The 21,080-nt window shown below is 33.5% G+C and carries 15 protein-coding genes; 6 read left to right on the top strand and 9 right to left on the bottom strand.

Annotation, left to right across the window (positions count from 1 at the left end):
- Positions 1-12 precede the first annotated feature (12 nt).
- Together V1468_RS04185 and rnpA are read right to left on the bottom strand one after the other, a co-directional pair.
- Entirely contained in the window at positions 13-1,647 is a 1,635-nt protein-coding gene (locus V1468_RS04185) for a S41 family peptidase (protein WP_331808987.1), read from the bottom strand.
- Complete coding sequence (gene rnpA / locus V1468_RS04180; RefSeq protein ID WP_331808986.1) at positions 1,628-2,020, bottom strand: ribonuclease P protein component; 393 nt, start codon at positions 2,018-2,020, stop codon at positions 1,628-1,630. Before rnpA ends, V1468_RS04185 begins: the two co-directional genes overlap by 20 nt.
- Positions 2,021-2,165: 145 nt before the next feature.
- Here rnpA and V1468_RS04175 point away from each other — a divergent pair, with 145 nt between their 5' ends.
- Positions 2,166-4,010, top strand: coding sequence for a CBS domain-containing protein (locus V1468_RS04175; protein WP_331808985.1), 1,845 nt, complete (start codon positions 2,166-2,168; stop codon positions 4,008-4,010).
- A 3-nt stretch (positions 4,011-4,013) separates the two neighbouring features.
- Entirely contained in the window at positions 4,014-5,222 is a 1,209-nt protein-coding gene (locus V1468_RS04170; protein WP_331808984.1) for a succinylglutamate desuccinylase/aspartoacylase family protein, read from the top strand.
- Positions 5,223-5,254: 32 nt separating this feature from the next.
- Here V1468_RS04170 and V1468_RS04165 read toward each other — a convergent pair whose 3' ends face one another.
- From V1468_RS04165 to V1468_RS04155, 3 genes are all read right to left on the bottom strand, one after another.
- Positions 5,255-7,063 carry a M1 family metallopeptidase gene (locus V1468_RS04165; RefSeq protein ID WP_331808983.1) on the bottom strand — a complete coding sequence of 603 codons (1,809 nt, stop codon included), beginning with the start codon at positions 7,061-7,063 and terminating at the stop codon, positions 5,255-5,257.
- Between the two features lie 78 nt (positions 7,064-7,141).
- Positions 7,142-8,749 (bottom strand): S8 family peptidase, encoded by a 1,608-nt coding sequence (locus V1468_RS04160; RefSeq protein ID WP_331808982.1) that lies wholly within the window; start codon positions 8,747-8,749, stop codon positions 7,142-7,144.
- A 16-nt stretch (positions 8,750-8,765) separates the two neighbouring features.
- Positions 8,766-9,626, bottom strand: a complete 861-nt coding sequence (locus V1468_RS04155; RefSeq protein WP_331808981.1) for an MBL fold metallo-hydrolase — start codon at positions 9,624-9,626, stop codon at positions 8,766-8,768.
- Positions 9,627-9,739: 113 nt separating this feature from the next.
- On the opposite strand from V1468_RS04155, the gene V1468_RS04150 reads away from it, so the two are divergent.
- Positions 9,740-11,575: a cation:proton antiporter gene (locus V1468_RS04150; RefSeq protein WP_331808980.1), complete on the top strand. Its 1,836-nt coding sequence runs from the start codon at positions 9,740-9,742 to the stop codon at positions 11,573-11,575.
- Here V1468_RS04150 and lepA read toward each other — a convergent pair.
- Positions 11,572-13,368 (bottom strand): translation elongation factor 4, encoded by a 1,797-nt coding sequence (gene lepA / locus V1468_RS04145; protein ID WP_331808979.1) that lies wholly within the window; start codon positions 13,366-13,368, stop codon positions 11,572-11,574. The genes V1468_RS04150 and lepA overlap by 4 nt on opposite strands.
- A gap of 154 nt (positions 13,369-13,522) precedes the next feature.
- Here lepA and V1468_RS04140 point away from each other — a divergent pair, with 154 nt between their 5' ends.
- Positions 13,523-15,928, top strand: a complete 2,406-nt coding sequence (locus V1468_RS04140) for an outer membrane beta-barrel family protein (protein WP_331808978.1) — start codon at positions 13,523-13,525, stop codon at positions 15,926-15,928.
- Here V1468_RS04140 and V1468_RS04135 read toward each other — a convergent pair.
- A complete protein-coding gene (locus V1468_RS04135) occupies positions 15,925-17,031 on the bottom strand; it encodes a TolB family protein (RefSeq protein WP_331808977.1) in 1,107 nt (368 codons plus the stop codon). The two genes, V1468_RS04140 and V1468_RS04135, sit on opposite strands and share 4 nt — an antisense overlap.
- Before the next feature lie 59 nt (positions 17,032-17,090).
- On the opposite strand from V1468_RS04135, the gene V1468_RS04130 reads away from it, so the two are divergent.
- The gene (locus V1468_RS04130; RefSeq protein WP_331808976.1) at positions 17,091-18,335 is read left to right on the top strand and encodes a M28 family peptidase; all 1,245 of its coding nucleotides are present in this window, start codon (positions 17,091-17,093) and stop codon (positions 18,333-18,335) included.
- Positions 18,336-18,425: 90 nt separating this feature from the next.
- Positions 18,426-19,418: a tRNA dihydrouridine synthase DusB gene (gene dusB / locus V1468_RS04125; protein ID WP_331808975.1), complete on the top strand. Its 993-nt coding sequence runs from the start codon at positions 18,426-18,428 to the stop codon at positions 19,416-19,418.
- On the opposite strand, the gene V1468_RS04120 is transcribed toward dusB, so the two are convergent.
- Positions 19,415-20,617 (bottom strand): ABC transporter permease, encoded by a 1,203-nt coding sequence (locus tag V1468_RS04120; RefSeq protein ID WP_331808974.1) that lies wholly within the window; start codon positions 20,615-20,617, stop codon positions 19,415-19,417. The genes dusB and V1468_RS04120 overlap by 4 nt on opposite strands.
- Positions 20,618-21,010 carry a 30S ribosome-binding factor RbfA gene (rbfA, locus tag V1468_RS04115; protein ID WP_331808973.1) on the bottom strand — a complete coding sequence of 131 codons (393 nt, stop codon included), beginning with the start codon at positions 21,008-21,010 and terminating at the stop codon, positions 20,618-20,620.
- Positions 21,011-21,080 lie beyond the last annotated feature (70 nt).

The following is a 21,080-nucleotide window of genomic DNA, read 5'->3' as shown; positions in this document are numbered from 1 at the left end:
GGTAGTTACAAATTATCTTAAAATACTGGCATATTGACCGGGATTATTAAGTATGCTAATTGCTTTTTTAATTTCAGGATTATTTGCTGTGTAATATGTATATAGGCCTTCGCTATAAAAGTAGCGTTTAATAATTTCGTCCGTTAACAATGATTTTAATTGGGTTTTATTAGCATCTATAGCATTGGATTTATAAGCTTGTAATGCTGCTGATAAATTATGATATTCTGAATTTATAACTCCCTCTAATTCCTCTTCTTTAGCGATTTCCATTGCATCACTAATAGCTTTTTCTGTTTTAGTTTCAAAATTAAAACCAGTAGTTTTTAGATAATTTTTAAATGCTTTAAATTCACTATCAGACAATTTAAAATCCTTTAAATTTTCAACTGAATTACTGTAGTAGTAATCTGTAGCAAAATTAAAAACTAAGTTTTCGTTTAGGATAGCTTTTGTTATTGGTGTTTGTTTAGCAAATTCTACTTCAACATCTGGTTCTACTCCACCACCATCATAAACTGGTCTTCCGTTTCTGGTTTTAAACTCGTTATAGTTTTCTTTTTTTACACGAGTAGCTTTACCGTTTTCATCTCTATTCCAATAATCTAAGGCTTGTATACAACGACCAGAAGGTGTGTAGTAGCGCGATATTGTAATTTTCATTTGTGTACCATAGGTTAATGGTTTTGGACGCTGTACTAAGCCTTTACCAAAGCTTCGTGTACCTACAACTACTGCTCTATCCATATCTTGTAAAGCACCAGATACTATTTCACTTGCAGATGCACTACGACCATCTATTAAAACCACTAAAGGAATTTCTGTATCTATAGCATCGCGCTTTGTGTAGTAAGTTTTATTATATTTTTTTACCTTAGATTTTGTCGTAACAACAAGCTGATTCTTTGGTACAAATATGTTTGTTACATTAACAGCTTCACTTAACAATCCACCAGGATTTCCTCTTAAATCTAAAATAAGTTGTTTAGCTCCTTGATTTTTTAGTGCTCTAAGTGCTCCTAAGGTTTCAGAAGATGCCTTATTATTAAACTTTCTTAGTACAATGTAACCTGTTTTATCATCTATCATTGCGTAATGAGGTACCGCTTTAATCTCTAAAGATTCTCTAATAATTTTTACAGTATTGGTTTTTCCTTGTCGTTTATAAGTAATATTAACTTCAGTACCTGCAGCACCTTGGAGTAAATTTGCGGCATCATCTTTAAAGTCTGAAACTAGGACATTGTCTACTTTTACAATTTCGTCTCCAGCTTTTAAACCTGCTTTATCTGCAGCATAATTTTTATAAGGTTCTACAATGACTAATTTGTCTTTTAGCGTTAAAACTTTGGCACCAATACCTGTATAATCTCCAGCATTATTAATTCTAGAAGCTTCAACATCTTGTTCGTTATAAAATTGGGTGTAAGGATCTAGATCATCTAGCATACTTTTTATTGCAGTATCCATTAAATCACCAGGATTGGTTTCATCTACATAGTTCATGTTTAATTCTTTAAACATGGTAGTAAAGATTTCAATCTGTTTTGCAATTTCAAAAAAGTCATTTCTAAAAGCGGAGGTGGTGAGAAATATAACTACTGCAATTACTGGCAGTATTATTCTTTTATGTAGGATTTTCTTCATTTTTATTAGTTTTATTTAAGAACTTCTCAAATAACAATTTCATCTTGCTATCAATTGCATCAAAAGTTGTTACATCCTTACTAAGATACAATATCATAAACGTATAAGATGTTGAACTATTGTTAAAATATAAAGGCTTATTAAGTCTGTAGGCTTCTCTGAGTAATCGTTTTATTTTATTTCTTGCTACAGCTGTTTTATGTAGACGCTTGCTTACTGATACTCCTGTTTTTAAAATACAATCATCTTCAAATTTAGTTTTAAGATAAATTAGTTTTAAAGGATAAACTGTTACAGATTTTCCCTCACTAAACAATTGTTCAATAAGTTTTTTACTTTTTAGCTTGTCTTTTTTGCCGTATTTAAATCGCATATTTTAAAATAAGTAGCTCGTAAAAATAGAATTGTATTTTCTCTTTACCAAAGGAAATGGACCCTGAAGCCATGATAAAAATCATGTTTTAAACATTTTATTTAGAGTAACTTACAAGATACTAATCAAATGAAGCTTTATTATTATGGGACAGTTAGATGTAAAACAACTTAAAAAGCCCAAAGATAAGGCATTATATATTCGGCATCTTATTAGAGATTTAGAAGCTTTAGATATAATGCTAAAACAAGATTTGATTGAGAAAGAACCTATTAGAATTGGTGGAGAACAAGAATTTTGTATTACAAACAACCAATTTTTTCCCAACAACAATAATATTGAAGTTTTAGAAGCTATTAACGACGATCACTTTACTACAGAAATAGGAAAATACAATCTCGAAATTAACTCAGACCCTTTACTGCTAAAAGAAAATTGTTTTTCACTTCTACAACAACAGCTCGAAGATTTACTCACGAAAGCAAAAAAGGGAGCTAAAGCAAGTAACTCTAAAGTTGTATTGACAGGAATTTTACCAACATTAAGACTAAAACATATCGGTGAAAATTACATGACTGATAGACCTAGATATCACGTATTAAATAATTCGTTAAAATCCTCTAGACGCGAACATTTTAATATTCATATAAAAGGTGTTGATGAGCTTAATTTAATACATGATTGTGTAATGTTAGAAGCCTGCAATACGAGCTTTCAAACCCATCTACAAATTAATCCAGATGAATTTGTAGATAAGTATAATTGGGCGCAAGCTATAGCAGGACCAGTACTTAGTATATGTACAAATTCGCCTATTCTTTTTGGTAGAGAATTATGGGCAGAAACACGTATCGCTTTGTTTACACAAAGTATTGATACTAGGAGAAATTCATTTATACACCATGAGAAAGAGTCGCGCGTTAGTTTTGGTGCCGATTGGGAAAGAGGCACTGTAACAGATATTTTTAGAGATCATATTTCGCGGTTTAGAAGTTTGCTAACCTCAGATGAGCACGATGATAGTTTAGAAAAATTAGAACAAGGAGACATACCAAAGCTTAGAGCGCTACAGCTGCACAACGGAACCGTTTATAAATGGAACCGTGTTTGTTATGGAGTAGGTGGTGGAAAACCACATCTTAGGATAGAGTGTCGCTATATTCCTGCAGGACCAACACTAACCGACGAGATTGCCAATATGGTGTTTTGGGTTGGCTTAATGCTAGGTCATTCAGAAGCGTATAATAAAATTCACGAAAAGATGGATTTTAAAGATGTAAAAAACAACTTCTTTAAAGCAGCTCGCAATGGCATGGAAACACAATTTAAGTGGAATAACAAACTCATTTCTTCCCATGACCTTATTTTAAACGAGCTTTTACCAATGGCCATAAAAGGCTTAGAGAAAGCAAATATTTCTTCCAACGATATTTCAAAATATTTATCTGTAATTGAAGCTCGAGCAAAATCACATACAGGTGCACAATGGATGGTAGATAATTATAGAAATCTTCAAAAAACGAAAACCAATTTTGAAGCCCTTCAGAATATTACAGCATATATGTATAAGCATCAGTTTGACGAGAAAACAGTTGATCAATGGGCTATTTTTAATCCTGACGATAATTTAAAAATTGATACCAGCCGAATCGTAAAACACAATATGAACACAAAGATGCTACTTGTAGACCAAAACGATAGTTTAGAGTTGGTAAGCAGTATAATGCAATGGAAAAATATTCATCATATACCAGTAATAAACAAAAAGAAAGAACTCACAGGATTATTAACCTGGACGGATTTAATAAAACTTGGCGATAAAGATTTAGACCTAAGGGTTAAGGATGTAATGACGACAGATTTAATTACCATAACTCAAGAAGCGCCATTAAATAAAGCAAAAGACCTAATGCAAAAACACAAAATTAATTGTTTACCTGTAGTTAGAAAAAAGGAACTCCTAGGCATTATAACATCTAGTGATTTTTGAAAGATGAGCGTTAACCTACAAGAACATATCAAAACATTGGAAGCTTCAAACCGCATTTTTCATCATATAAAAGGAAAACAGCCAGGAGCAACAGTTGTATTTTTTGCTGGTATTCACGGTAATGAATTTGCTGGAGTTAGCGCACTAAATGCCGTTATTCCAAATCTGAATAAAAATTTCATCAGAGGAGAAATATTTGGTATTTATGGAAATATAAGAGCGCTTAAAGCCAACAAGCGATTCATAGACTTAGACCTAAACAGATTATGGACAGCTAAACAACTTGAGCGCCTAGAAGTAGAAAAGAATCCTAAAAACGAGCTGCAAGAGCAAATAGATTTATTCAAGTTTATAAAAGGTGTTTTAGCGTCTACAGATAATCCAATTTATTTTATTGACCTGCACACCACATCTAGCAAAACCTTGCCGTTTATAACCATTAATGACGCTCTAATCAATCGTAAATTTTCATCCTGTTTTAATATACCTGTAGTACTTGGTATCGAAGAATATTTAGAGGGACCACTTTTAAGTTATTTAAATACGCTTGGCTATGTGTCTCTCGGTTTTGAATCTGGACAACATACAGACCCACAAGCTGTAAAGAGCTCTGAGGCGTTTGTTTATTTGGTTTTGAATCATACCAACAACTTACTTAATCCTGAAAGTGATAAGATAAATGTGTATAAAAATGAATTAAAAAGCGCTTCAAAATCAATAGATTCTATTTTTGAAGTTGTTTATAAATACCATATTGAGCCAGAGGAAAATTTTAAGATGTATCAAGGTTTTGAAAGCTTTCAATCTATCAAAAAAGGAACACTTTTAGCTAGTTCTGACGGTCAAGATATTTACTCAAATTATTCGGCAAAACTCTTTATGCCATTGTATCAAAAATCAGGAAATGATGGTTTCTTCATTATTAAAGTCATTCCACAATTTTTTTTAAGATTATCAGAACTTTTAAGAAACTCAAAAGCAGATCAAGTATTAACCTTTTTACCTGGTATTAGTTGGTATGATAAATCTAAAGGAATTTTAAAAGCTAATCTAAAAGTCACACGATTTTTAGCGAAATCTATATTTCACTTGTTTGGCTACAGAAACAAGCAAATAGATAAAAATTACTTGTTGCTTTACAACAGAGAGCGTGTAGCTAAAAAAGCCATGTATAAGAACGAAAAATGGTATAAAAAAACCGTAGCTAAATAACTACGGTTTTAAAATTTTCAGTAATACCAAAATTACTCTACAGTAAATGTATTGTTTTCGCGTTTTACATCTGCCATTAATTTTGAAGCATCAATTTCTACAGATTTAACAGTTTTCTCAGTATTAAATGAATACGTTGGCATAGCCCAAGCCCAATCTTTTATAACCGTTGCTGAGGTTGGTTTTTCCCCACGCATCATTTGTAGCGGAATGTAAAATTCTTCGGTAGTTCCATCCGTATATGTCACCGAAAGATCTATTGGCATAGCCATTAAACCAATACGTTCTAAGGTAATTGTATTGCCTTCAACAGATTTTACACCGTAGTCAATGGTGTTTGTGGTTTGTGCAAAATCGATAAGGTACCAATCCAATTCAAGATCAGTTACACGTTCTGCTGTACGGATAAAATCCATTGGTTTAGGATGCTTAAACGAAAAGTCTTCGAAGTACTTTTTAATGGTTTTGTTTAAATTTTCTTGTCCAATGACGTATCCTAATTGTGCAATAAATACACCACCTTTATTATAAGCAGCGGCACCATATACTTGATTATATTTGTAACGATCTGCATGTGTTGTTAATGGTTGCTCATAACCAGAATTAGCTAAGGCAATATAACCTCTATAGACATAAGATAGTGGATTGTCGCTTTTAGAGTCACCAAACTCATTTTCTGCTAAAGTAGAAATGTAAGTGGTAAAACCTTCATCCATCCACTCGTGCTTCGCTTCATTAGTTGCTAATAAAAACTGAAACCATGTATGAGCCATTTCATGAGCTGTTACTCCTAATAGACTTCCGTAGCTGCGTTGTCCTGTAATTAGTGTACACATAGCATATTCCATACCTCCATCACCACCTTGTATTACAGAATATTGCTCGTAAGGATATTGACCTATATTTTCACTAAAATAGGTCATAAGCTTAGCAGTATCTGGCTGAAGCTTTTTCCAATTTTCTAAATATTTTGGTTCAAGATCCTTTTTGTAGTAGAAATGTAAGGTTGGCCCATTTGGCATTTGTAATGTATCATGAATAAAATCTGGATCTGCTGCCCAAGTAAAATCATGAACATTAGGAGCTTTAAAATGAATTGTTTTTTTACCTTTTTTAGCCTTGGTTTCACTTTGAATATAACCTGTACCACCAACAACATAATCTTTATCAATAGTAAGTTTTACATCAAAATCTCCCCAAACACCATGAAACTCCCTGGCAATGTAAGGATCTGCATGCCAACCTTCATCGTCATATTCTGCTAATTTAGGATACCATTGCGCCATGGATAGCGCTACACCTTCTTTGTTATTTCTACCAGAACGACGAATTTGAACCGGAACCTGAGCATCAAAATCCATATCAAACGTTACACTTTCACCTGGTTGAATAGGTTGGTCTAACTTTACTTCAAGTACGGTTCCTACAGTTTCGTGAGCGATTACTTTTCCATTTTGTTTTAAAGAATTTACTTTTATATACCCAATTTCATCTGGTTGAAGCTTGCTAATGCGATCACCAATTTTAGGGCTAGGATCTCCTATAGTTCGAGAACGTACATCCATTTCACTACCAGGTTGAAATGCATTAAAATACAAGTGGTAGTATACACGATTAAGAATATCTGGTGAGTTATTAGTGTATACTAGTTTTTGCATTCCTTTATACTGATAGGAATTGACATCCATATCAATTTCCATTGTATAATTAACGTGCTGTTGCCAGTATCCATAAGAAGAGGTGTTTTCACTAGTTTTAGAAGTGTTTTTAATAGGATCTTCAGTTGCACCACATGAAAAAGCTAAGGCAAAAAGCGTTAGGTTAAAAAGCAATTTTTTCATATCAAAATGATTTAAAATTAAAAGGTAACTATTCCAAATATGACGGAATAGTTACCTTATAGAATTCCCAAAAAGGGTTTATTTTATTTTAGAAGCCATAATTAATGCATTGAATGCATTGGCAATTTTTCCAGATTTAGATAAATCAGCAAATGGCTTTACGTTTGAAGCATCTCCTCCAACAACAACTTTAGTTGTTAATGGTAAACCAGAATCTAAGATTACTTGTTTTACCTGGGCTGCTGTTAAATTTGGATATTGAGAACGAATTAACGCTGCAATACCAGCAACACCAGGTGCTGCCATAGATGTACCACCTTTAAAGTCATATTCGTTTTCTGGAGTTGTTGAGTAAATTGAAGAACCAGGTGCAAATACGTCTACGTTTTTCTTTCCGTAGTTAGAAAAACCAGATACCATTTTAGAACCATAGTTTTGAGTCAATGAACCAACTCTAATGTAATTATCAGATACTTCAACGAAGTCCACATTATCATCAGGAAAGTTAGGTTCTTCATCGATATTATTGCTGTCATTTCCTGCTGCATGTACAAAAACAACGTCGTTATCTGCAGCATACTTAATAGCGTCTCTTACCCATTTGCTATGCGGAGAAAATGACTTACCAAAACTACCGTTAATAACTTTTGCTCCATTATCAACTGCGTAACGAATAGATAAAGCAACATCTTTATCGTATTCATCTCCGTTTGGTACTACACGTAATGCCATAATCTCAACATTATTAGCAACTCCGTTAGCACCTAAACCATTGTTACGTTCTGCGGCAATAATACCAGCCACGTGTGTACCATGAGATTCTGATTTTTTCACATGCTTTACGTTACCATTTCCATAACCAACATCAGATAAATCATTGATGTCGTCTTTGGTGGTTCTTCCAGAAAAGTTGATGTTTAAATTATAGTTTAAACGCTCATTAATAGACTCTAAAGCCTCTTTAATTTCTTTTTTGGCATCTGCCATAGATTCTATACCGTTGCTGTACATGTATTGGGCAATACCTTTAGCTTGTTGTACATCAGCATCTTCAGACGTTATAGCGTTAACATCTTCGTTAGTGTAGTCTTTTTTGCCTGTAGCTTTAACTAAAGTTTCGTCTGCAGAAATAACTTGCTGATAAATTTGCTCATATTGTGTTTTACGGCCCAACCATTTTTCATATTCAGAAGCTTGTAAAGCTACGGCTTCGTCATATCTTGGGTTAGAAGTGTCTTTTGCAGCAATCATACGTACGTATTCTAATTGTTCGTCGTAAGCATCTCCTAAGAAATTCCAACCGTGAATATCATCGATGTAACCGTTTTTATCATCATCTTTTCCGTTGTTAGGTATTTCGTCCTCATTGGTCCAGATAACATCATCTAAATCTTCATGATCGATGTCTATTCCAGAATCGATAACGGCTACAATAACCTTTTTACCTTTCTTTCCTTTAATAATTTCCTCGTAAGCTCTATCTACTGCCATACCAGGAATAGTATCTTTTTCTAAATCTAAATGTCCCCAGTTTTTCTTTTCGGCTTCAGTTAATTCTGTAACTTTTAGTGGAGAAGTATCAATATTTTCTATCGGAGTAGAAATAATATCTGCTGTACCACCACAACCCATAAATAGTGCTGAAGAAACAAATAGGTACGCTAATGGTCTAATGTTAAATTTCATTTGTTGATGTTTAGTTTTAATTAAATATTTCTTTACAAGTATAATTTTCGTTAAGTCTTACACCTTTTTCGGTGTGTTTTACGGTTATAATTTCATTATGAGCATCGTGCTCTAAGAAGAGATAATAATTTTCATCTGCTGCCATATTTAAAAACAGCTCTTTTTCATCTAAGGTCAGTAATGGCCTAGTATCGTAACCCATTACAAATGGCAGAGGTAAATGACCTGCAGTTGGCAATAAATCTGCCATAAAACAAATGGTTTTTCCTTTATAGTTAATCATAGGAATCATTTGCTTATCTGTATGGCCATCTGCAAAGAAAATATCAAATCCTAATTCGGAGTTTTTTAAAATCTTATCTTCAGGTAGTGCTGTAAACTTTAATTGTCCACATTCTTCCATTGGAAGAATATTTTCTTTTAAAAAGGATGCTTTTTCTCTTCTGTTAGGTTCGGTTGCCCATTTCCAATGATCTGCATTACTCCAAAAATTTGCATTTTTAAAAGCAGGTTCTAAGACTGTTCGGTCTTTATTCCATTGAATGCTTCCACCACAATGATCAAAATGCAGATGTGTCATAAATACATCAGTAATATCATCTCTATGAAAACCATATTCGGCAAGCGACTTATCTATAGTATCATCTCCCCAAAGATAGTAGTAGCCATAAAATTTATCGCTTTGTTTGTTTCCCATTCCTGTATCAATTAATATCAATCGATCTCCATCTTCAATCAACAAACAACGTGCCGCAATGTCTATCATGTTGTTGTTATCTGCAGGATTAGTACGTTGCCACAACGATTTTGGTACCACACCAAACATAGCACCACCATCGAGCTTAAAGTTACCAGCGTTTATAGGATATAATTTCATAATTACGCAATTTACCAAATTAGCTTGTAAAACATAATAACCTTTTGAAATTATTAGGATTTTTACGGTTATAAAAAAAAGGCTATTTTCGAGATGATTTTAAAAACAAGGTTATGGTTGAATTAGCAGGTATAATTATACTGGGAATTTTAGCACAATGGTTTGCTTGGAAATTTAAGATTCCAGCTATTTTACCATTAATACTCATAGGACTATTAGTAGGACCAATTGCTGCCGAATTTATAAACGCTGATGGTACAAAGTGGATAGAACCGATTTGGAATGAAGAACATAAGAAAGGGTTGTTTCCTGGCGAAGGCTTATTCTATTTTGTGTCTTTAGCCATTAGTATCATTCTTTTTGAAGGAGGTTTAACTTTAAAACGAAGCGAAATACGAAACGTTGGACCTGTTATTACGAAGCTAATTACAGTTGGTGCTGCAGTGACATTTTTTGGTGCTGCGGTTTTGGCACATTATTTATTTGGTCTTAGCTGGGATTTATGTTTCTTGTTTTCTGGATTAATTATTGTTACGGGTCCAACGGTTATAACACCAATTCTTAGAAATATTCCTTTAAAACGAGATGTGTCTACTGTTTTAAAATGGGAAGGAATACTCATTGACCCAATAGGAGCTTTAATTGCAGTATTGGTTTTTGAATTTATTTCGGTAGAAGGAGAAGTTGGTTTTACAAAAACAGCTTTAATAGAGTTTGGTAAAATTATTCTATTTGGAACAACATTTGGGTTTACGTTTGCGCATGCATTAGTGTTTGCGATTAATAAAAAATTCATTCCACATTATCTTCTCAATGTTGTATCCTTATCTGTAGTTCTCTTGGTATTTATTGAGTCTGAGATTTTTGCTCACGAGTCGGGATTATTGGCTGTTGTAGTAATGGGAATGGTTATAGGAAATAGCAAGTTAGACAATATAAAAGAGCTACTTTACTTTAAAGAATCATTGAGCGTGCTATTGATTTCAATACTTTTTATTCTTTTAGCAGCAAATATAAATTACCAAGATTTAATGCTATTATACAGATGGGAAACTTTAGCATTGTTCTTGGCTGTAGCCTTTGTTATAAGGCCAATTGCAGTTTTTATCAGTGCACAAGGATCAACACTTAGAACTAACGAAAAAATGTTTATTAGTTGGGTAGGACCACGAGGTATTGTTGCTGCAGGTATAGCTTCACTTTTTGGTAGTAAGCTCAGAGCAGGAGGCGTTGAAGGAGCAGAATATATTACTCCTTTAGTGTTTATGATTGTGCTGGGTACAGTATTACTTAATGCAACTACAGCACGTTTATTTGCAAGAATTTCAGGGGTTTTCTTATCTAAATCCGAAGGTATTTTAATTATAGGAGCATCTAGAGTATCTCGTCTTGTAGCCCAATATTTAATAGATAATGGAAGACATGTGGTTTTGGTAGATAGTAATCAAAACAATGTTAGTGAAGCCGAAAAAATGGGTATTGAGGCGCATACAGAGAATATTTACTCTGAGACATTGAAAGATAACGTCGAGTTTAATGATATTGGATATCTGTTAGCATTAACCGGAAACGCAGACATTAACCGTTATGCTGTGGAAAAATTTGGAGCACAATTTGGTGAAAACGGATCGTTTAGATTAGCCTCTAAAACAGAACTAGAGAATAGTTCTATTTCTTCAGAAGATGGTGTATTTACATTATCGGACGACTTTAATAATCTAATGGAAGTAACGGAAGAATATCCAGAAATTCATGAGAAAGCCGTTAAGGATTTAGACTCTTACCATGATATTTTAGAACGAATAAAGTCGGATAAAGATCAAATACCTCTATTCCTTAAAACCAGTAAGGGTGAAATACATATAATTCCTTCATTAGACGAAGACCTAGAAAAGGAAATAGATGCAAAAAGCCAATTAGTATATCTTGGTAAAGAAATTACAAATTAATCGTTTAGCTTTAAAACGGCCATAAAAGCTTGTTGAGGGATCTCTACGTTACCGACTTGTCGCATACGTTTTTTACCTTTTTTCTGCTTTTCAAGAAGTTTACGCTTACGCGAAATATCACCACCATAACACTTGGCCGTTACGTCTTTACGAAGTGCCTTAATGGTTTCACGAGCAATAATTTTTGCTCCAATAGCAGCTTGCACAGGAATATCAAACTGTTGTCTTGGTATAAGCTCTTTTAGTTTTTCAGTCATCTTTTTACCAATAGTATAGGCATTGTCGGCATGTACTAAAGCAGAGAGCGCATCAACAGTTTGAGCATTTAATAAGATATCTACTCGCACCAACTTAGAAGCACGCATACCAATTGGCGAATAATCAAAAGACGCATAACCTTTAGATACGGTTTTTAAACGGTCATAAAAATCGAATACAATTTCAGCTAAAGGCATATCAAAACTCAACTCAACACGTTCAGTCGTTAAATATGTTTGATTAGTTATCTGTCCACGCTTTTCTATACAAAGACTCATTACAGGACCAACAAAATCGGCCTTGGTTATAATAGTTGCTTTTATAAAAGGTTCTTCAACACGGTTTAAAGTTGAAGGTTCTGGTAAATCTGATGGATTGTTTACAATAACAATATCATCAGGATTTTTATTGGTAAAAGCATGGTAACTTACGTTTGGTACTGTAGTAATTACGGTCATATCAAACTCACGTTCTAGACGCTCTTGGATAATCTCTAAGTGAAGCATGCCAAGGAATCCGCAACGAAATCCAAAACCTAAAGCCGCAGAACTTTCTGGTGCAAATACTAAGGAAGCATCATTAAGCTGAAGTTTTTCCATAGAGGCACGTAATTCTTCGTAATCTTCTGTATCAACAGGGTAAATACCTGCAAATACCATTGGTTTTACATCCTCAAATCCAGAAATAGCATTTTTGGTTGGTTCCTTTGCATCGGTAATGGTATCACCCACTTTTACTTCGCGAGCATCTTTAATTCCTGTTATCAAATAGCCAACATCACCTGCTTTAATCTCTTGCTTTTTAACCTGAGTAAGTTTTAAAGTCCCTACTTCATCAGCAAAATATGTTTTCCCAGTATTTATAAATTTTATGTTTTGCCCTTTTTTAATAGAGCCATTTATAACTCTAAAATAGGTTTCTACACCTCTAAAAGGGTTATAAACCGAATCAAAAATAAGTGCTTGTAAAGGCTCGTCTGGATTGCCCTTTGGAGCCGGAATGCGTTCTATAATTGCAGATAAAATATCTTCTACACCAAGACCTGTTTTTCCACTGGCCGGAATAACTTCAGAAGGGTCGCAACCTAGTAATTCTACAATATCATCGGTTACTTCTTCAGGATTTGCACTAGGTAAATCTATTTTATTTAGAACAGGAATTATTTCTAAGTCGTTCTCTAAGGCTAAATATAAGTTTGAAATAGTTTGCGCTTGTATACTTTGTGCAGCATCTACAATAAGAAGCGCACCTTCGCATGCAGCAATAGAACGAGAAACCTCATAAGAAAAATCTACGTGGCCAGGAGTGTCAATAAGATTAAGAATGTATTGCTCTCCTTTGTAGGTGTATTCCATTTGAATAGCATGAGACTTTATGGTAATACCACGCTCGCGCTCCAAATCCATGTTATCCAATAACTGATCTTGTTTTTCTCTATCGGTTACAGAACCTGTAAAATCTAATAAGCGATCAGCTAGTGTACTCTTTCCGTGGTCTATATGTGCAATGATGCAAAAATTGCGAATATTCTTCATTTCTCTTATTCTAAGGCGACATTAAGTGTGCAAATATAATTGATTTCTTATGCTTTGTGGCAACAAAAAATAACAATTAAACAACTATAAACTGCGCAAAAACCATAATATAAAATAAAAAACAATGTTTATATTGCAGTTACAAACCTAACTAATGATTATTTACCTACGTTCTCTTTTTTGCACAATGCTCTTTGTGCTTTCATTAAATGCTTTTGCTCAAGAACTTTCTATTTTAGGTAAGGTGATTGATGCTAACAACAACCCTATAGAATTAGCCAATATTATTCTCTTAGAAGGGGAGGAAAAGACTTTTTTAATTGGTACATCAACAGATGATAATGGTTACTTTAATTTAGTTAACCTAAAACAAGGCACTTACTACCTTAAAATAAGTTACATTGGTTTACAAGAGTTTGAGCAGAAAGTTATTCTAACAGGAAACTTAGATTTAAAGAGTATAATTCTCAACGAAATACCTGAAAGCTTGGATGAGGTTACAATTATTGCCAAGAAACCTACAATTACTAGAAAGCCTGATCGTTTAGTTTTTAATGTTGAAAACACAGCACTTGTAGAAGGGTCTACGCTCGGTGTTCTTAAAAGTACACCAGGAGTTATTGTTAGCGAGGGCGGTATAAATATAAAAAGTGCACCTGCGGCTATCTATATCAATAATAGAAGGGTTCAATTAACTTCTGATGAGTTAATGCAATTGTTAGAAAGCGCACCTGCAAACAGTATTAAATCTATAGAAGTTATAACCAATCCACCAGCGAGTTATGATGCAGATAGTGGTTCGGTTATAAATATTGTAATGAGTAAGAACTTAGTAACAGGCTACAGAGGTAATGTTGTCACTAATTACACACAGGGTGTTTTTCCAAGGTATAATGCAGGTACAAGCCACTATTTTAAAAATGACGATATTAATTTTAATCTAAATTATAGTTACACCAATAAAAAAATTAACAGAGATCAAGACAACACAATAAATTATTTAAATGACTCAGGAGGTATAGATGAGATATGGAAATCTAATGTAAATAGAAATACGTGGTCAGAAAGTCATAATCTTAATCTTAATTTAGATTATTTTATTGATGAGTATAATACTTTAAGCCTAACAAGTACAGGACTATACACACCTTATTTTAAATATAGAATAAATAATATTACCGATATTTTTGATGCTAATAATAATTATCTATCAGGTTTTAGAGCAGACAACCTGTCTAGAGATAATAAATTTAATATTGGTACAGATATAATTTACAAGCGCGATTTTAAAAATGAATCGAGTATAGCTTTTAATGCACATTACACCATTTATGATTACGAGCGCGACCAAAATGTATTTCAAGATGAACCTGTAGATACAAATGATTCACAGTTTAATACCCTTGCTAATCAAGACACTAAAATTTTAACCGGAAAATTAGATTACACGCTACCTCTTAAAAACGCATCTAGTTTTAGTGCTGGTTTAAAATTTTCTAACGTTAGCACAGAGAGCGATATTACACGTCTAGATATTATAAATGGAGAAGAAGTAATAAACACTAATAATACAGATGCCTTTAACTACGATGAAAATGTTTTTGCAGTCTACGCCAATTACAGCAAATCATGGGATAAGTGGAATATAAATGTAGGATTAAGAACTGAGCAAACCAATATTGAAGGTAAGTCAATATCTCTGAACGAGACCAATACCCAAGACTATCTTAACTGGTTTCCTAATGCTAGTTTAACTCATAATATTTCCGATGATGTTAGTCTATCTGCTAATTATAAAAGAAGCATTACAAGAGCAAGTTATACAGATTTAAATCCATTTACCTTTTTCCTAAATGAAAATACTGTTGTTTTAGGAAACCCTAATTTACTACCAACATATATAGATAACTATAAGATTAGCTTAGATTTTTTGAAAAATTTCACGTTATCAGCGTATTACACAAATTATGATGGAGAAATACAAGAATTACCCAGACAAAATAACGAAACCAATCTCATTGCTTTTACACCAACAAATCTAGATAAGCGTGTGGATTATGGTTTTGATTTAGAGTTTAATTATTATCCATCAAATAGATTTTATATTTATGCTGCATCTTCTACATATAATATTAATGAAGAAGTAAATTTTGGAGAGGATTTTGTTGAATTAAATCAATGGTCTCAACTATTTATTGTGTCTCCAGGATTTTCACTTCTTAAAGACAACAGTCTAAAAATTAACGCTACTTTCTGGTGGTTTGGGAGAAATCTTCAAGGATTGCAAGTAGCAGAAGACAGGTTAGTTTCAACAATTGGTGTTTCTAAATCGTTGCTAAATAACAAAGCCGTTTTATCTTTAGGTATTGATGACCCATTCAATATGCAAGACTATAAAACAACTATTGATTATTTAAATCAATCTAGCATAAGACTAGATGATATAGATAATAGATTTATAAGACTTGGGTTCAGTTATAAATTTGGAAACACAAAGCTTAACACCAATGAGCGTTCAACCTCAGAAGAAGAACGCGAGAGATTAAAAGACCTAAACTAATCCTGCCACTCAGCAATAAATAAATTAGTATCTCTTGTACCACCATTATTTCGGTTAGAAGAGAATACTAAATATTTACCATCATTAGAAAACACAGGGAAAGCCTCAAAGGTATTGCCGTGTGTAACGCGTTTTAGGTTTTTACCATCTATATCAATCATGTATAGGTTAAAAGGAAAACCTATTTCACTTTCAAAATTAGAAGAAAACAATATTTTTTCTCCACTTGGATGAAAAAACGGACTCCAATTTGCTTTACCTAATTCTGTTAGCTGTCTCATATTGCTACCATCGGCATCACAGATAAAGAGTTCCATATCACTAGGTTCTACCAAACCTCTGGCTAATAGATCTTTATATTCTTTTTGTTCTTTTTCTGTTTTTGGGCGAGAGGCTCTAAAAATAAGTTTGCTTCCATCTGGAGAAAAGAATGCACCACCATCATAACCAAGCTCGTTGGTAATTTGTTTTACATCAGACCCATCAAGATTCATAGTGTACAATTCTAAATCTCCACTTCTGGTAGATGTAAATACGATTTTATCACCTTTAGGAGACACTGTTGGCTCTGCATCATAACCATCTTCAAAGGTTAATTGTTTAACAATATTACCCTCTAAATCAGAAACAAAAATGTCATACGTATCATAGATTGGCCAGATATATTTACCGTTTTCTTTAACAGGAACTTCAGGACATTCATCACCACCCAAGTGTGTAGAAGCATAGATAATGTGCTTATTGTCTGGTAAAAAATAAGAGCAAGTGGTTCTGCCTTTTCCTGTGCTTACCATTGGTGGAGCAATACTGTCTGAAAGCGTTTCGTCTGCATTCATTAAAAACATTTGATCACAATTAACTCCCCATTTTGCGCTGTTAGATTGAAAAACCAGTTGTTTATCATCAAAACTCCAGTAAGCTTCAGCATTGTCACCTCCATAGGTAACTTGTCTTAAAGTTTTAAAGTTAGTTTCTTCAGGATAAATCAGCGATTCATTCATTTTAGTTGCACCAGAATAGCCATCAGTATCAGAAGATTTTTTATCGTTTTTACATGATACAAAAGAAATGCAAATAAGAAGGGTAACAACAAGTCTGTTCATGGGTAATAATTATAATATATGAGCATTAATATTTAATTTTGCAAAAATAGTATTAAACGATGAGAAAAATAATGTTTTTGTTTCTTTTAGCAAGTGTATTCGCTTGTAAGAAAGAACCTAAGGTTGCAGAAAATAAGATAAAAGAAGATGTTTATTTTTTAGCAGATGATAAATTAGAAGGGAGACAAACCGGAACAGAAGGCGAGAAGAAAGCATCAGAATATATTGTTAAGCGTTTTAAAGAAATAGGTCTAGAGGCAAAAGGGACAGAGGGTTATTTACAACCTTTTTCTTTTAAGCCAAAAACAGATCCACATAAGGAGGTTGAGTTTACAACTAATGCAGATAGCACAATCACAGGAAACAACGTTATAGGTTTTATTAATAATAATGCAGAAAAAACCATTGTAATTGGTGCTCACTACGATCATTTAGGTTATGGAGGAGAGGGTTCACTTTATAGAGGTGAAGAAAAAGCGGTACACAATGGAGCAGACGATAATGCAAGTGGTGTTGCCATAATGCTAAATTTAGCTGAACGTCTAAAGGTAAAGAACGATAATGCTGAAATAAAAGATAAAAACAACTATCTGTTTATGTCCTTTTCAGGTGAGGAAATGGGCTTATTAGGCTCAAACTATTTTTCTAAAAATCCAACTATCGATGCCAAGTCTATAAATTATATGATAAATATGGATATGGTCGGACGCTTAAAAGCAGACAGCACTTTAGCAGTATATGGTTTAGGAACATCTCCAATGTTTAAGCAAACTATAAAATCAAATAATGACAAATTTAAGCTGGTTGAAAATGAAAGTGGAGTTGGACCTAGCGATCACACATCTTTTTATCTTATAGATGTTCCGGTATTACATTTCTTTACAGGTCAGCACGAAGATTATCATAAACCAGGCGATGACTCAGAGAAGTTGAATTATGAAGGAATGAATCTAATTTCGGATTATATTTTTGAAATTATTTCTGATTTAGATGACAATGGAGAACTGGTTTTCAGAAAAACTAAAAACGAAAGCGAAGAAACACCGCGATTTAAAGTTGGATTAGGTGTTGTACCAGATTACTTATTTGATGGCAAGGGAATGCGTATTGATGGTACAAGAGAAGAAACACCAGCATATAATGCAGGTTTACAAAAGGGTGATATTGTTGTAAAATTAGGCGATAGTACCGTAACAGATATGATGAGTTATATGCGCGCACTATCAGTTTTTGAAAAAGGTGATGAGGCAGCTATAACTGTGAAACGTGGCGAACAAACCATTGATACTAAAGTGAATTTTTAGAAACTTTCAGTACAGATTAACTTGTAAAGGCTTTTTTATAAACACACTATGTGTGTGAAAAAGATGTAATTTTGCTCCAAAATTTTAGATTTGGTAAAAATAGGTGACATAGAGTTAGGTGAGTTTCCGTTGTTGTTAGCACCAATGGAAGATGTGAGTGATCCTCCATTTAGAGCATTGTGCAAAGAACAAGGAGCAGACGTGGTGTACACAGAGTTTGTATCTAGCGAAGGCCTTATCCGTAATGCTGCTAAGAGCGTTATGAAGCTAGATATCTATGAAAAAGAGCGTCCTGTTGGTATTCAGATTTTTGGTGCCAATATGGAAAGCATGTTGCAAACCATAGATATTGTAGAAAAATCTAATCCAGATATTATTGATATTAATTTTGGCTGTCCTGTAAAAAAGGTAGTTTCTAAAGGAGCGGGAGCAGGAATCCTTAAAGACATTTGTCTTATGGAGCAACTTACTGCCGAAATGGTAAAACGCACCAATTTGCCTGTTACTGTAAAAACCAGATTAGGATGGGACCACGACTCAATAAAAATTGTTGAAGTGGCAGAACGACTTCAAGATGTAGGTTGTAAAGCAATTGCAATTCATGGTCGCACAAGAGCGCAAATGTATAAAGGTAATGCCGATTGGAAACCTATAGCTGAGGTTAAAAACAATCCAAGAATGCATATTCCTGTATTTGGAAATGGGGATGTTAATACTCCAGAACGTGCTGTAGAAATGCGAGATGAGTATGGCCTAGATGGAGCTATGATTGGTAGAGCAACTATTGGTAACCCTTGGTTTTTTAAGCAAGTAAAGCATTATTTTAAAACAGGTGAGCATTTAGCACCAATATCTATGCAAGAACGTGTAGAAGCCGCACGTCGTCATCTACAAATGTCTATAGATTGGAAAGGTGAAAAGCTAGGTGTTTTTGAAACCCGAAGACATTATACTAACTATTTTAAAGGTATTCCAAACTTTAAGGAGTATCGTATGAAAATGGTAACAAGCGACGACTCTAAAGATGTTTTCGATACTTTTGATGAAGTATTAGAGAAATTTTCAGATTATCAGTTTATCTAAGACTGTATTAGTTTTTTTGTTATTCTTTGCGAAGCAATACGAGATGCTACTATTCCTAAAGCAAAAATTGTAGCCAATACAATAAATACATTAAAGATATTTAAACCTACAGGATAGGCTAAATCTGGTGTTAGCATTATCAATCCAAAGCTTTGCTGCACAAAGACAGCAATTAAGCCTATAACAACACCTATAATACCACTTATTACAGTCATAAGACTACCTTGCCAAAAGAAAATAGATTTTATTGATTTTGGTTCTGTGCCTAAATTAAAAAGCGTGTTTAGAGATGTTTTTTTATCTAAAATCATCATTATAATAGCACCAACAACATTAAAAAGCGCTATAATAATTACTAAGGTAAAAATGAGATAAATCGCTAAGTTTTCAGTGTTCAACATTTTGAACAAAGCTTCATTAAGTTGCTCTCTATTTTTAATGGTAAATCTACCATTAAAAGAAGTGTTGATTGCCTTTCTAACATTATCTTCATCTGCATCAGCGCTAATTCTTAGTTCTATTGCGCTAATTTTTTTGTCGTTGTAATTTAGTAGTTGTTTCGCCAGGTTTATATCAGAAAACACATACTTATCGTTAAGTTCTTCATTTATATCAAACAAGCCAACATTGTTAACATATACAGCATTGTAAGCACTTTTTATAGAGCTTATTTGTCCTTTTCCTGGTTTTGGTACATATATAGATAAAGCTTTTCTAAAGTCTAAAATTCCGAAGGAAAGATTATGAGATATTCCCCATCCAGAAACAACCTCATTACTGTTTGGTGTAAACCAATATCCTTTGGTAACCATAGAGTCTATATGAGTTACATTTAGAAAATTAGAGTCAACACCTTTAAGGGTTGCAAGAAGATTTTTGTTTTCAGATTTAATAATAATCCGCTCTTCTATCACTTCAGAAAAAGAAGCTATACCTTTTATGTTGTTTAATTTGTTTTTATCAACATCAGTAAACTCAAAAGATTTTCCTTCAGCAGGAAGTATTTTTAAATCAGGATCAACAAATGACGAAAATTGAAGGCTATAGTTTTTTAATCCAGCAAAAACCGACAACACTATAAATAGAGCAGCGGAAGCAATAATAACACCTGCAGAAGCAATAAGTGTCATAATATTTATAGCGTTATTACTACTTTTAGAAAGCAGATAACGTTTAGCTATGTATAGCGAGAAATTCACTTAGGATTTTTTGCGCTTGTCTAATAAATCGTTGTTTTCAAGCGGATTGTCTTTACCTTTAAGAGAACGTTCTATACCATCAATATATTCTAAAGAGTCATCAATAAAGAATTCTAATTGAGGCATACGTCTTAGTTGATGACGCGTTCGCTGAGACAGCTCGTGTCTAATAAGAGGTGTGTTAGAGCGTATACCTTCTAAAAGTTCTTTAGCCTCTTTATTAGGAAAAATACTAAGATAAACTTTAGCAATGGATAGGTCTACTGTAACATTAACTTTAGATACAGAAATAATAACACCTTTTAATCCACCAGAAGAAGCTGCACGTTGCAACACTTCTGCTAAATCTTGTTGTAAAATACCAGCTATTTTCTTTTGTCTATTACTTTCCATAGTACAAAAGTAGAGCATATTTAAAGATTATGGTATTTTTATATAACAAAAATCATAGTTTGTACACAAA

The sequence above is a fragment of the Winogradskyella poriferorum genome, from assembly GCF_036553625.1.
GTDB classification, from domain to species: domain Bacteria; phylum Bacteroidota; class Bacteroidia; order Flavobacteriales; family Flavobacteriaceae; genus Winogradskyella; species Winogradskyella poriferorum.
The sequence above is the reverse complement of the archived record's forward strand: the minus strand, read 5'-3'. Positions and strand labels throughout refer to the sequence as shown.

Bases quoted from the DNA above. Each gene is read 5' to 3' on its own strand.
- V1468_RS04130 (WP_331808976.1), top strand. From the start codon at position 17,091: ATGAGAAAAATAATGTTTTTGTTTCTTTTAGCAAGTGTATTCGCTTGT.
- V1468_RS04140 (WP_331808978.1), top strand. From the start codon at position 13,523: ATGATTATTTACCTACGTTCTCTTTTTTGCACAATGCTCTTTGTGCTT.
- V1468_RS04170 (WP_331808984.1), top strand. From the start codon at position 4,014: ATGAGCGTTAACCTACAAGAACATATCAAAACATTGGAAGCTTCAAAC.
- lepA (WP_331808979.1), bottom strand. From the start codon at position 13,368: ATGAAGAATATTCGCAATTTTTGCATCATTGCACATATAGACCACGGA.
- rnpA (WP_331808986.1), bottom strand. From the start codon at position 2,020: ATGCGATTTAAATACGGCAAAAAAGACAAGCTAAAAAGTAAAAAACTT.
- V1468_RS04155 (WP_331808981.1), bottom strand. From the start codon at position 9,626: ATGAAATTATATCCTATAAACGCTGGTAACTTTAAGCTCGATGGTGGT.
- V1468_RS04160 (WP_331808982.1), bottom strand. From the start codon at position 8,749: ATGAAATTTAACATTAGACCATTAGCGTACCTATTTGTTTCTTCAGCA.
- V1468_RS04150 (WP_331808980.1), top strand. From the start codon at position 9,740: ATGGTTGAATTAGCAGGTATAATTATACTGGGAATTTTAGCACAATGG.
- V1468_RS04185 (WP_331808987.1), bottom strand. From the start codon at position 1,647: ATGAAGAAAATCCTACATAAAAGAATAATACTGCCAGTAATTGCAGTA.
- V1468_RS04165 (WP_331808983.1), bottom strand. From the start codon at position 7,063: ATGAAAAAATTGCTTTTTAACCTAACGCTTTTTGCCTTAGCTTTTTCA.
- rbfA (WP_331808973.1), bottom strand. From the start codon at position 21,010: ATGGAAAGTAATAGACAAAAGAAAATAGCTGGTATTTTACAACAAGAT.
- V1468_RS04135 (WP_331808977.1), bottom strand. From the start codon at position 17,031: ATGAACAGACTTGTTGTTACCCTTCTTATTTGCATTTCTTTTGTATCA.
- V1468_RS04175 (WP_331808985.1), top strand. From the start codon at position 2,166: ATGGGACAGTTAGATGTAAAACAACTTAAAAAGCCCAAAGATAAGGCA.